We start from the raw sequence: 12,795 nt of genomic DNA, 5'->3' as shown, positions 1-12,795 counted from the left end.
CGAGGGGAGGGACCGGTACCGGACGAAGCGGGACGATCACTGTGCCGCGCCTACACTTGGGCAGCGCTGGTGAGTACCGGTGGGTGCGGTGGTCGGTGCGCGGTGCGCGGTGCGCGGTGCTCGGTGGTCGGTGTGGTCGTGCGGGAGGACGGGAGCGGGCTGTGGCGAAGGGCGTCGGGATCGTCGGCGGAGTCGTCGGCGGAATTCAGGACCCCTCGGCGGAGGTGCTCACGGAGGCGGCCGCCGCGTTCGGACTCCTCGCCTCCTCGGCCCGGCTGCACCTCATGTGGGCGCTGTCCCAGGGCGAGAGCGATGTCACCCACCTCGCCGACCGGGTGGGCGGCGCGCTCCCCGCGGTCAGCCAGCACCTGGCGAAACTGAAGCTCGCCGGGCTGGTCCGTTCCCGCCGTGAGGGCCGCCGACAGGTCTACTACGTCGACGACCCCGACATCGTGACCGTCGTCCGCGTCATGCTCGGCCAACTGACCGCCCGCGAAACCGCCACCCCGACCCCGCCCCGACTCCACGAGGCCGGTGTCTGACCACCCGAAGGCCGGCCCCGCCCCCACACCGAAGCCCCGGCCTGAAGACACGGTCCCCGGGCGGAAGCCTGGGCCGGGGGTGCCTGGTGAGACGGGTCGGGTGGGGGCGTTGAGCCCCCCTCCGGACTCCGCTCCACCCACCTCTCCGGCGCTTCGCGTTCTCCCCGCTGCGGGCGGAACCGCAACGGACGCCGATCCGGCCGACCCCCCTTCCGGACCCGCCCCCGAACTCGCCCTCTCCGCGCCCCTCACCGCAACGCTCCTCGAAACCTTCCGTCGTCTCGACACCGGCCCCCGAGGTCTGACCGAGGCCCAGGCCGAGTCGCGGCTGGCCCGGTTCGGGGAGAACCAGGTGCCGGACGCCCGGGACCCGTCCTGGGCCCGGCTGTTCGCCCGGAGCGCGCGTGACCCCTTCACCGCGGTACTGCTCTGCCTGGGACTGGTGTCGGCCGCCGTCTACGCCTGGGGCACCGCCGCGGTGATCCTCCTGCTGGTCGTCGTCAGCTGTGTCCTGCGCGCCTCCGGCGAACACCGCGCCGACCGCTCCACCGCGGCCCTGCGCCACCTGGTGGCCACCACGGCGACCGTCCAGCGCCGGACCGACGAGGACGCCGCCCCCGCAACCCGCGAGATCCCGGTCGAGGAACTCGTCCCCGGCGACGTCGTACGGCTGGGCCCGGGCGACCTGGTCCCCGCGGACGTACGACTGCTGCGCTCGGCCGGACTCACCGTCCACCAGGCCGCCCTGACCGGAGAGTCGGCCCCGGTGCCGAAGTCCGCCGCGGAGCACGACCCCGCTGACCCCGAGCCGGCCGAGCCGGCCGGGCCCACCGAGCCCGACGGGTCCGAACTCAAGGGCACCGCCGCCTTCCACCACCCCCACCTCTGCTTCCAGGGCACCAGCGTCGCCGCAGGCAGCGCCACCGCCGTCGTCACCGCGACCGGCGCCGACACCCGTTTTGCCGCGGCGCACCGCCGCACCGGAAAACCCCCGGCGACCACCTTCGAACGCTCCGTCCAGGGCGTCTCCTGGATCCTGATCCGCTTCGCCCTGCTGACCCCGCCCCTCGTCCTCATGGCGAACGCCGCCCTCCGCGGCCGGGGCCTGGAGACCCTCCCCTTCGCCGTCGCGGTGGCGGTGGGCCTGACCCCCGAGATGCTCCCGGTCCTGGTCACGACCTGCCTGGCCCGCGGCGCCGCCCTGCTCGCCCGCAGCCACGACGTGATCGTCCGACGGCTCCCCGCCCTGCATGACATCGGCGCCATGGACGTCCTGTGCGTCGACAAGACCGGCACCCTCACCCAGGACCGCCCGGTCGTCCACCGCGCGCTCGACGCCGAGGGCCACGACGACCCCGAGGTACTGCGCTGGGCCGCGGCCGCCGCCTGGTGGTCCCTCCAACTCGCCGACCTCCCCGCCCCCGACGCCCTGGACGAGGCCCTCCTCACCGCCGCCGACGAGGCCGCCCTCATGGAGTACGACGGCGTCACGGCCCTCCCCTTCGACCCGGCCCGCCGCCTGGCCACCGTCGTCGTCCGCACCCCCGGCCGGCTCGGCACGCACACCCTGATCACCAAGGGCGCCGCGGAGGCCGTACTGCAACGCTGTTCCCTCTCCGACGACGAACGCTCCCGCCTGCGCGCCCTGGCCGAGGCCCAGGCCGCCGACGGACTGCGCGTCCTCGCCGTCGCCACCGCCGAACGCCCCGCAGGGACCCGACCCCACGAACACGGCCTCACCTTCCGCGGCCTGATCACCCTCCGGGACGACCTCGCCCCCACCGCCGCCGAGGCCCTCGCCGGACTCGCCGCCCGGGGCGTCACCGTCAAGGTCCTCACCGGCGACCACCCGGGCACCGCGGTCCGCGCCTGCCGTGACCTGGGAATCCCGGTGACCGGCGTCCTCACCGCCGACCACCTCGACACCCTCACCGACGCCGAACTGACCGAACTCGCCTGCCGTACGACCGTCTTCGCCCGCTGCACCCCCGAACACAAGACCCGGATCACCCGGGCCCTCCAGGCCGGCGGCCACACGGTCGGCTTCCTCGGCGACGGCGTCAACGACCTGCCCGCCCTGCGCACCGCCGACGTAGGCCTCGCCCCCCGCGACGCGGCCGGGGTGACCAGGGACAACGCCGACCTGGTCCTCGCCGGGAAGGACCTCACCGCGATCGGCCACGCGGTCGCCGCCGGCCGTCACGCGGGCGGCAACATCGCCTCGTACCTGCGCATCACGCTCTCCTCCAACCTCGGCAACGTGATCGCGATGCTCTCCGCGGGCCTCCTCCTGCCCTTCCTGCCGATGCTCCCGGCCCAGGTCCTCGTCCAGAACCTGTGCTTCGACGCGGCCCAACTGGCCTTCGCCTACGACCGCCCCGCCCCGTCCGCCCTGCGCCGCCCCACCGTCCTGGACCCCAGGGCGCTGCTCCGCTTCATCGTCGGCTTCGGCGCCCTGAACGCCGTGGCGGACCTGGCGACCTTCGGCGTACTGGCCTTCGCCCTGCGAGGCCCGGGCGACGACGAATCACTGTTCCACTCGGGCTGGTTCACGGAGAACCTGCTGACCCAGGCCGTGGTGATGGTCCTGCTGTCCCTGGGCGCACGCGGCACGAGCGGCCGGCGCCCGGGCCCGGTCACCTGGTCCGCGGCGACCCTGGCCGCGACCGGCCTGTTCCTGCCCATGTCGGCGCTGGGCCCCCCGCTCGGCCTGAGCCCCCTGCCAGGCGTCTACTACGGCCTCCTGGCGGCGGTCCTCACCCTGTACGCCGCGGCCCTCATGACGGCAAGAACCCACCAGGACCGCCGTTTGCGCAACCCGAGGACTGAATCGCAGGAGACGTCCGACTGAGGTCAGGGACAGGCGATGTCGAACCCGTACCGCAGAGGTTCCTCGCCCACCCCGTGATCGAGCCGATAGACATAAACCGCCTCGACCCGCACCCCGGCCTCCGCCCCCTCGGCCCGGCAGGGATACGTCACCTGCACCACCCGAGGCCGATCAGCGACCTTCACCCGCATCCCGTCAGCCGGCCCACCATCGAGCACGGCAACTTCCCACCCGCTCACGCCACCCGACCCCACTGTCTCCGCTGCGTCCACGCCGACAGTTTAAAGCTTGCGCAATCTTCCGATCGGCGGACTCCGCGACTCATCAGTGCGGGACGCGCGGGACGTGCGGGACGGCATCAGGGTGCGCGTCGGGGGCTCCGGGCCGGCGGTCGGTCCGTAGATGTCCGCCCTTAAATTCTGTGTCAGTGAGGCATTGGTTCCGATGAGCGGGCGAGATCTTCGATTCTCAGGCACCGCATATTCAATCTTATCGAGATCTAAGGCTGGATGGCCTTTCCGGCGACAGGAATGCCGTAGTGTTTTCCATGTCGACAGCGAACGACGCAAACGCAAAGGAGAACACGATGAGCTTCCACAAGATCGCCCCGGTGAAGAAGACCCGCAAGGCCGCTCCGGCCCCGAAGAAGGCCCAGCCGAAGAAGCCCACTCCGAAGCGCCGCCCCATCGGCCACAAGTAACCATCGCGGTAAGCGCTGCCTAAAACCTGCGAAAACTCTCCGAACGAAGGACGTGACCATGAGCTTCCACAAGATTGCCCCCGTCAAGAAGGCCGCCAAGCCCGCCCCGGCGCCGAAGAAGAAGCCCGCGAAGAAGGCCGCCCCGAAGCGCCGCCCGGTCTCCTGTAAGGGCTGACAAAGAATTCACTGAAGTAAATCACATTCATTCATAAGTAGTTGCAGCAGATCGGTAGAGGAACTGTTGCAGAACCAGGACAGTGAGGGATTCAGACATGAGCTTCCACAAGATCGCCCCCGTCAAGAAGGCCGCCAAGCCCGCCCCGGCGCCGAAGAAGAAGCCGGCGAAGAAGGCCGCCCCGAAGCGCCGCCCGATCGCTCACAAGGGCTGAGGCACCAAGTCACGAGGCGGAGCCACCGGTGAGCGAGCGGGTCTCGCACCGGGGGCCCGCCTCCGCCCTGTCCGCCCGCCCGCCGCGACCGCCGTACCCGAGAGCCTGAGAGCCTGAGAGGGAGTCGTCATGAGGGAAGTCCGTGAGGCCTTCCGCCGTTTCTGGCCGCTGACCCGCGGCGACCGCAGGTGGCTGGCGGCGATCGTCGCGTGCGTGGTGGTGTCCGCGCTCGCCGAGACCGCCGCGATCCTGCTGTTCGCGGAACTCACCGACACCGCCCTGAAGGCCGGTTCCCTGTCCGCCTTCTGGGGCCCGGCCGGCGCCTGGCTCGGGGTCGCCGTGCTCGGCGCGGTCGTCGGCTACCTCGGCAACTCGCTGGCCACCTGGACCGCGGAGAGATTCGTCCTGCGACTGCGCGCCAAGGTCTTCCGGCACATCCAGGACCTGCCCCCGCACTTCTTCCAGCAGCACCGCCGGGGCGACCTGGTCGAACGCCTCACCGGTGACGTCGAGGCCATCGAGCAGATGGTCGTGTCCGGTGTCGTCGGCACCGTCGCCGCCGCCTTCTCAGCCGTCTTCTACTCGGCGGCCGCCCTGTACCTGCGCTGGGACCTGGCCCTGGCCACCTTCGTCCTCGCGCCCCTGTTCCTGTTCGCCGCACGCCGTTTCTCCGGCCGCGTCAAGGAGGCCTCGCAGGACGAGCGGCTCGCCGACGGCGCCATCACCTCGGTGGTGGAGGAGTCACTCGGCAACGTCGTGCTCACCCAGGCGTACAACCGCCGCCGGGACGAGGAGAAGCGCCTGGACCGCGAGGCCCGCGCCTGGATGAGGGCCAGCGTCCGGGGTGCCCGCCTCAGCGAGATGTACGAGCAGTTCGTCGAGGTCGTCGAGACGCTGTGCGTGCTCGCCGTGATCGGCCTGGGCGTCTGGGAGATCTCGGCCGACCGTATGACCCTCGGCCAACTCCTCGCCTTCGCCGCCTTCATCGGCTACCTGTACCCGCCCGTGCGCAACCTCGGCCAGCTGGGGCTGACCCTCACGGCCGCCACCGCGGGCGCCCAGCGCCTGAACGAGATCCTGGACGTGCGACCGTCGGTCATCGACCCGGCCGAACCCGTCCCCGCCTGGCCGGTCCGCGGCTGGATCGGCTTCCACGACGTGGGCTTCCGCTACCCGACCGCGCACCGCGACTCACTCACCGACGTGTCCTTCTCGGCCGCGCCCGGCGAGCTGGTGATCATCACGGGCCCGAGCGGCGCCGGCAAGTCCACCCTGTCCAAGCTCGCGACCCGCTTCTACGACCCCTCCTCGGGCGTGATCACCCTGGACGGCGTCCCGCTCACGCACCTGAACCTGGAGTTCCTGCGCGAACAGGTCGCCCTGCTCCCCCAGGAGACGCTGATCCTCAACGGCACGATCCGCGAGAACATCGGGGCGGGCCGCCCGGGAGCGAGTGACGAGGAGATCGAGCAGGCGGCCCGCGCCGCAGCGGCCCACGACTTCGTCGCCGCGCTCCCCGAGGGCTACGACACCGAGATCGCCCCCGGCACCGCGGCCCTGTCCGGCGGCCAGCTCAAGCGGATCACCATCGCCCGCGCGATGCTCCGGGCCGCACCCGTCCTGATCCTCGACGAACCCACCGCGGGCCTCGACTCGGTCTCCGCCCGCCAGGTCGTCCAGCCCCTGCGCCGCCTGATGTCCGGCCGTACGACCATCATGATCACCCACGATCTGAGCCTGGCCCCGGACGCGGACCGGATCCTGGTCGTCGACGGCGGCCGCCTCGTCGAGACGGGCACCCACGCCGAACTGGTCACCCACCGAGGCACCTACGCCCAGCTGCTCGGCCCGCTCCCGGAAAACACGATGGTGCTGCGCAGGCTGTAACCCGCCCAGCTCTCTGCACAGGTACATCACATACACGTCGAGGGTGTCGAAGGCGGCCTCAAACCCGAAGCCCCAGACCACGCGCAACAGATGGGCACGCCCGAGCAGGCTGCGGAGGCCGACGAAGAGGGAGGCGTGGTGGCCTGATCGAATTCGTTCGGCCCCCAAGCACGACAGAGACCACATACGGAAATCCGTACGTGGCCTCTGCACAGAGTCGGGGTGGCGGGATTTGAACCCACGACCTCTTCGTCCCGAAGCAACTTGGGTGGGGGCTGTGCCTTGGGTTGGGACCCCTCTCACCTGTGCTGATGGTCCGCAGACGTTCGCGCTCGTCCGCCGCTGTTCGTCGGCGTTGTCACGCAGTTAGACACTCACTGCGCTAGGCCCATCAAGCTCAGAGTTGGTGCTGGATCGCGTACAGCAAAGCCTGGACGGCGATGGTGCCCAGTGCGCTGCAAGCCCCTCCGACGATCTTGATCGTCAGGAAGCGACGGTAACGGGCAAGGAGTCGTGGCTGATCGAGCCTCACAGCCTTAGAGTCGAACTGCATAGAACTACCTCCTCTGAAGGTCGGTTCGTGTGTGGGCACCCCGCAGGCCTGGCCAGCAAGCTTCTGGCCTGCGGGGTTGCTTTCTGTCTTAGACGTTAGTGAGGAGCGCGCCTCCGCGTCTGCTTCTGGTGGACCGCGCTTGGCATGGATCCGATGTAATTTCTGAGCGTGGAGCAGCCATGGGAGACGGTGACCGGGCCGGGCACCCTTGAGGACATGGTCGAAGACGCACGCGCAGCTGGCTTCGACATCCAGAAGCGCACTGTTACTGACTGGATCGCGCGGGGACTTTTAGACCGTCCCTGTCGGCGTGGAGCTGGGCGGGGCTCACGCCCAGGGCGTCACTCCAAGAATCAGCGCAAGCTCTTCCTGCTCCTGCTGACCAAGCGTGAGGAGACGCCGAAGCTGCCGGCGCTCGCGCTGATTCCGCTGACCATCTGGTTGTGGTGGGGCGACGATTGGGTTCCACGCCGACAAGCACTCAAGGCATTGATGACCTGGTTCGGGGACGGTGCCCGAAGTAAGGAGGTGTGTCATGAGGCAGCCCGGGGGCTACTTCAGCAGCTCGACCACCCGATGGCCTCGGGTACCGCTCGAAGCCGACTGCTTCGGACCTTCGCCGACATCAGCTACCGGGGAGGGATGAACGACACTGTCCGTACGGAACTTGAGACTGCCGTGCGGGCGGTGTTTGAGCCACCGAGTGTCTTCAGGATCACGGGGATGGCGCGGGCGGTTGGTCCTCACACTCTGCCTCTCACCATTGAGGCGGTTCTGGGGAGGGCGTCAGCCTTGGCCTCAGCCGTGCAAGCGCTGAGGGGCAATCACGTGACGGAAGAACTGCTTGGTCGCGCGAAGGCGCTGTACCAGCAGTCCAAGCGAGAGTATGCGGAGCTTCGCCCCGTCCTCGCAGCGCACACGGATGGTCCGCTATCGGGGCTCTTCTCTGAGCGTACGGTGGAAGAAGAGGTCAACAGCGTAGGGAACGATCTGGTCCTCAGTATCGGGTTGCTGCTGACTAGCCCACGAGCACAGGCGGAGTTCGCTAGCGCTCTGTGATGGGCCGGGGCCCAATCTCGCACCGGTGTGAGCGCCATCAGCTTGGGAAGCTGCGGGCATTTGCGGTTGGTTAGACCGCTGAACTGGGCAAACGGCAGGGGTGAGTCCTGGCTCGGCTGCGTTGCTTTCCGTGATTCCCCGCTGTTCCCAGCCTGATCTGGTGCACTTGTGGTGCAGGGCGAACGGCAGCTCATCGTCATGGGTCCTGCCCAACCTGCCCTTAGCTCACCGAAGGAACGGCAGACGGCGACGATCGGCACCAGTAGCCCGGCTACGTAGGTCCGCGTAGCGGGTCACTGATGTCTGGCTGGCGGTTCGCACCCAGACAGGAGCCCCAACCAGAATTCGCTGTGCCCCGCTCATGCTGCCTCTGAGGCGCCAGCGATCCTCGGTCAGCACAACGTCGGTGTAGATCTGGGCGAACCACTCGCTGTCATCGGTATGCCCGAGCGTGTAACCACGCGTCCAGGGCTGGCCGTCCTGCTCTCCTTGATCACCGGAGCTCCCCTGGTATAGCGCTACCTTCAGGGCTTCGACAGACAGCGACTCTGGATCGTCCCACTGCGAGGTGTTCTCTCTACCTCGACTCTCCAGCAACTCGGCAATGGCGTACCAGGCGGACGAGAACCAACCCGTCTCAGGCGCATCTTCTGGACGAAGTACTCGGCCAAGGAAGTTGTCCATGCTGCCGAAGAGCACGAGATCGACCTGCTGGCCTCTGACACTGGCCGTCCTGATGTGGAAAAGTGCTCCCTTGTCGCGCTCGGGTCCCGCCGTGAACCTGGCCATGTGGACCTGTCCAACACCCTTTGCGAAGCGGGCACGTGGCGGTGCGTCGAAGGCAACGACGGCTTGAGAACCGAGGGCTTTCTCGATCTTGCGCGCCGTTTCGAAGCGCGATTGGTCTCCACGGTCCTTGTTGCTGACCTCTGCCCCAACACCCTGCGGGGCGGCCTTGACCGCCCAGTTAAACCGACCTTTGAAGTTGATGCCGTTGTCAGATGCAATCGCAGCCACACGGCGATCTGACCAGTACAAGTAGCTGCCCACACCGTCTCCGCGCACCGCTAACTCTCCCTGCGTCATTGTTCACGTCCACCGGGCTGGCTCGGACACATACGTACTATCCCAGTAAGGAGCTGTAGTTGCGGCGTCCTTGGTCAAGACGCTCTCTGACTGGCATGGTCCAAAACCGCTTTAGGAGAGAGGCTGGGGTGTCGTGCCGGTTACCTGGGGCTTCGCTGACTGGTGAGGTGTCTGCAACTCAACCGCGAGCCACCCTCGTCGACCGTGGCTGACCGCGGCATCTGGCACGACAGTGGCACGAACCTCAGCCGACGACAGTCAGCCACGGCGGCGGGTGCCGCCGAACGACTAGGCGCGCGTATGCCTCGCTGTATCCCCACCGGCCTTAGCCACGCTATCGAGGCTTGTCGTCACTGACAGACAGCAAGTTGCTCCGGCTGGCCCGCGACAACGGCGTGATCCCTCATCTCGGGAATGGGCGACCATTCGCGACAGTCAGGCGCTGACCTGGTCGAACGAAGAAGGCAGTGGCTTCGTGGGACAAGGCTGCCACCCGCTGTGGCCCATTCGATTTGGTGCTCTCAGGTGTGAGGCTGACTCTGGCTCGAGCCAACAAGTCAACTGTCATTACCTGCAGTTACTAGCATCAGAATTTTCCTGGATTCTTTATCTCCCTTTTCTGCACCCTTCTGGAACCAATCTTTTGCCGACTGCCAGTCATGCTGACGTAGGTACAACATGCCGAGTCTAGACGCCGCCTCGAAGTCCCCAGAAGCAAAGGCTTGTTGGTACAGCTCTTTGGCTTTGTCTATGTCGCGACGCTGTTCGAAGATCATGCCCAGATGGAGGTAGGCGTGAGCATCTCCCGCCTCTGCGGCGACCCTGTAATAAGGTGTCGCCTTCTTTGGCTCACCGCGCCTTTCGTAAATATACCCTAGGCGGATTCCGGCATTCTTGTCCCCCAAGTCCACCGCTTTCCGGAGCCAGAGGATAGCCAAATTTGTTCTACCAAGATCCTCTTGCACGCGCCCCATCTCCTTGAAAGCGGCTGCGTTCCCTTCGCGAATGGGATCATGAAGAATGCTGATCGCTTTAGAGAAACGTCCCATTCCTCGATATAGGTGCGCCAGGCCACCGGGTGCCTTGGAATCACCCTTCGTGATTGCGGTACTATAAAGCTCTTCTGCCTCCTCTGTGCGCTCACTGTCCGACAGCAAATTAGCAAGATTCGTCATTGCCTTTACATCGTCCAGGTCAACCGCCTTCCGGTAATTGAGTTCTGCCTCCTCCAAGTTGCCAATTCTCTGGAGATAGAAGGCGAGGTTAAAGTAACCGGTGGAGTCTTCTGGGTGCACATTTACGTAGCGTCTAGTAACCGATGCCGCTTCCTCGTAGTCGTTCAGTTCTGAGTAGCACCGAGCCATGCTAATAAGCGCCCCGTGATCGCCCCCCGTGAGAGCCGTTTCGAATTGAGATATAGCTTCCCTGTATTTCTCCCTCTCCATATTAACCAGGCCTAGTCCCATGGCCACCTTGTGCGGGAACTTATCCCGCATTCTCAGGTAGAGCGGCTCAGCTAGATCGATATTCCCTCTAGCCATATGAATGTCTGCCCGCAAGACGCTAGCGTCGACAAGCCCCTTTTCCTCTGCGACGGAGCACCATGTGTCAGCTTCGTTAAGCCTCTGTTGCTTGAGAAGAAGCGTGGCAAGCCCTAGGGCTGCCTTTTCGTCACCTTTCTGGGCAGCTTCGCCGAAATATCTCTCGGCTTGCTGGAATTCACGCTTCCTTACATGGACGTACCCTAGATTTGCGAGAGCACGAATGTTTCCATTTTCCGCAGACTTTGTGTACCAGTTTACAGCCTGGTCATAGTTGCCGGCGGTGGAAAATACGTGACCGAGTCGAAAAGCGTCCTGCCCCTGCGAGTCCGACCCTTCCGCAAGCCGGTATGCTCTTTCTGCAAGGTCTGTGCGACCTGTCTTCGCGGCGTACTCGCCCACCGTATGAAAATCGAATTCGAGTTTCCCTGCGAGGACCTCATCCCACACGACGTCAGGAATTTCGATGAAACTCTCCGAATTCGCTACGCGGTCCACCAGGTAGTCAAAGGCCTTATAAGTGCCCGATTCGTACGGTACGAGTAGGCTGGTGGTCGCGTGAAGAGGGGAAGTGGCCCACGAAATTGCTTCTTCGAAAGTTTCCGGACGGAGACGCACTCCTCCCTTTTCTCGCAAGTAGTGCTCGTGTGCGGAGAGCAAAACTCCGATTCCAACAGGCTTGTTAATCCCTGCACGCTTGAAGTCGATAGCAGAAGCGACTAATGCGGCTGCACGAGGGTGGGCTCCTGGAGACCACGCATTGCGCCATTCGTCGTAAAGCTGAGGTCCAGCAGCAAGATATTCAGCGACTCCGTACTCGTCCGCGTGACTTACTGCATCCTTGAGTCGCGGGTCGGAACTGGTGTTGGCCTGGCTAACCTCTCGTTGCGACCATCGGCGGTCAAGGAAGAACTTTTCGGCCCTACTCATGATCTGGCGCGCATTCCGAACCAATAGGCGCTCGGTATCGAATGCGGAACGTTCTTGACGGAGAGACAATTCATTGAATCGCTCAGCTCGCAGAGTGGCGAGAATGATCCCATTTCTGTTTGTGATCTCGTCTATTACGCGAACAGAAACGGCAGGCGGAGCAAGAAAAACGTCTAGATCGTCGAGCCATAGAAGCACTCTAGGGTCATGCTGGACCAACTCGTGGGCAATTGCAGCCTCGTTGCCGTCGAATGGCATTAGGACTCGGTAATCACTCAGAAGGCGCTGAGCTGCTTCGAATGCGGTCCTGGATTTCCCTGCCGTTGAGTCGCCAACGAGCAAGATAAAGCGCCCTGGCTTGAGTGCCTCCAGGAATTCTGTATCTATGTCGCGACTTACATACTCGACATACCTTATCTGCTGCCGCGCTGGTGCAGGATGTACACCCCACTTGACAGGGTCGGACACCTCCCCGACGAGCGGCCAGAAACTCAAACTGGAGAGGCGGGCATGGGTGATCGCGGCCCCAATACTCTCCCCGCCCCCAGCTCCAACGTAGACCTGTACGCCATGTTCCTGCTGGAAGGATGTTGCATGGTCATGAGCGTGGATTAGCTTCCCTGGTCCACTACTCAATCCTTGGTTTACGGCTTCACTGGTCATTGGTGTCTGATGAGCCGTAGTAGTTCTGCGTGCCGGAACCCTGCTGGAATGCGACGGCGTGATCCCGCGCTACCATGCTTTGATTCACCGTTTGGCTTTGTGTGTTGGGGGTTTCGATCTCAGCTAGGAGGTCACGCAGTTCTCGGGCCATTTCAGGATTGATTAGAAGCGCTTGCCGGAAACGGGCTTTCCATACTTCGGTGGCGATCGTGCTGCTGGAATCACCATCGACTACAGCGCTACGTGACTCTTCCAGATCGGCATCGATTGCACTTTCATGCTCCTCATTGCCACGGCCCAGAAGGCGGGCAAACCTTTCCTTAGCGGCTAGCCACGTGTCTGTAACCATGCATGAGACAAGTGCCTGTGCAGCAGGTGCTGCCAACTGAAGGACCTCAAGATCGCTCATACGCCCCCCTGTAGCTCTATCGTTCCTGGTCTACCAGCTGTTGCCCGCTGGCACCACCGGTTCCGGCCATCTGCTGAGTCATGAGCTTCGCGTGGGGCGGGTTGGCGGGCAGCCTGCCAAATTTGCTCGACGTGGACCCGGCGCAGAGGGCGTCGGCAGCTGCCGCTTAAGAGCGCGGCACGGGCGCCGGCCGGGCTGGAGCGGGG

General features: G+C 65.2%; 9 protein-coding genes. 4 read left to right on the top strand and 5 right to left on the bottom strand.

Annotated elements, in window-relative coordinates; all coding sequences use genetic code 11:
- The first annotated feature begins 161 nt into the window (after positions 1-161).
- Both ACFULQ_RS19125 and mgtA read left to right on the top strand, forming a co-directional pair.
- Positions 162-542 carry an ArsR/SmtB family transcription factor gene (locus tag ACFULQ_RS19125; protein WP_383545252.1) on the top strand — a complete coding sequence of 127 codons (381 nt, stop codon included), beginning with the start codon at positions 162-164 and terminating at the stop codon, positions 540-542.
- A gap of 109 nt (positions 543-651) precedes the next feature.
- Complete coding sequence (mgtA, locus tag ACFULQ_RS19120; RefSeq protein WP_383545249.1) at positions 652-3,393, top strand: magnesium-translocating P-type ATPase; 2,742 nt, start codon at positions 652-654, stop codon at positions 3,391-3,393.
- Positions 3,394-3,395: 2 nt separating this feature from the next.
- On the opposite strand, the gene ACFULQ_RS19115 is transcribed toward mgtA, so the two are convergent.
- Complete coding sequence (locus ACFULQ_RS19115) at positions 3,396-3,644, bottom strand: hypothetical protein (RefSeq protein ID WP_383545369.1); 249 nt, start codon at positions 3,642-3,644, stop codon at positions 3,396-3,398.
- 946 nt (positions 3,645-4,590) lie between these two features.
- Between ACFULQ_RS19115 and ACFULQ_RS19110 the strand changes: the two genes are divergently transcribed.
- Complete coding sequence (locus tag ACFULQ_RS19110; protein ID WP_383545246.1) at positions 4,591-6,348, top strand: ABC transporter ATP-binding protein; 1,758 nt, start codon at positions 4,591-4,593, stop codon at positions 6,346-6,348.
- 397 nt (positions 6,349-6,745) lie between these two features.
- Here the strand turns inward: ACFULQ_RS19110 and ACFULQ_RS19105 are convergent, their stop codons facing one another.
- Entirely contained in the window at positions 6,746-6,901 is a 156-nt protein-coding gene (locus tag ACFULQ_RS19105) for a hypothetical protein (RefSeq protein ID WP_383545244.1), read from the bottom strand.
- Between the two features lie 168 nt (positions 6,902-7,069).
- Here ACFULQ_RS19105 and ACFULQ_RS19100 point away from each other — a divergent pair, with 168 nt between their 5' ends.
- Complete coding sequence (locus ACFULQ_RS19100; protein WP_383545241.1) at positions 7,070-7,960, top strand: hypothetical protein; 891 nt, start codon at positions 7,070-7,072, stop codon at positions 7,958-7,960.
- Positions 7,961-8,185: 225 nt separating this feature from the next.
- Here the strand turns inward: ACFULQ_RS19100 and ACFULQ_RS19095 are convergent, their stop codons facing one another.
- The 3 genes from ACFULQ_RS19095 to ACFULQ_RS19085 all read right to left on the bottom strand — a co-directional run bounded on the left by ACFULQ_RS19095 (position 8,186) and on the right by ACFULQ_RS19085 (position 12,589).
- The gene (locus tag ACFULQ_RS19095) at positions 8,186-9,046 is read right to left on the bottom strand and encodes a DUF7019 family protein (RefSeq protein ID WP_383545238.1); all 861 of its coding nucleotides are present in this window, start codon (positions 9,044-9,046) and stop codon (positions 8,186-8,188) included.
- Positions 9,047-9,603: 557 nt separating this feature from the next.
- Positions 9,604-12,180, bottom strand: coding sequence for a tetratricopeptide repeat protein (locus tag ACFULQ_RS19090; protein ID WP_383545235.1), 2,577 nt, complete (start codon positions 12,178-12,180; stop codon positions 9,604-9,606).
- Positions 12,170-12,589, bottom strand: a complete 420-nt coding sequence (locus ACFULQ_RS19085; protein ID WP_383545232.1) for a hypothetical protein — start codon at positions 12,587-12,589, stop codon at positions 12,170-12,172. Before ACFULQ_RS19085 ends, ACFULQ_RS19090 begins: the two co-directional genes overlap by 11 nt.
- Positions 12,590-12,795: the final 206 nt, after the last annotated feature.

This window comes from Streptomyces sp. NPDC057253 (genome assembly GCF_042669125.1).
In the GTDB taxonomy this organism is placed as follows: domain Bacteria; phylum Actinomycetota; class Actinomycetes; order Streptomycetales; family Streptomycetaceae; genus Streptomyces.
This window is presented reverse-complemented; position numbering and strand designations above follow the sequence as displayed.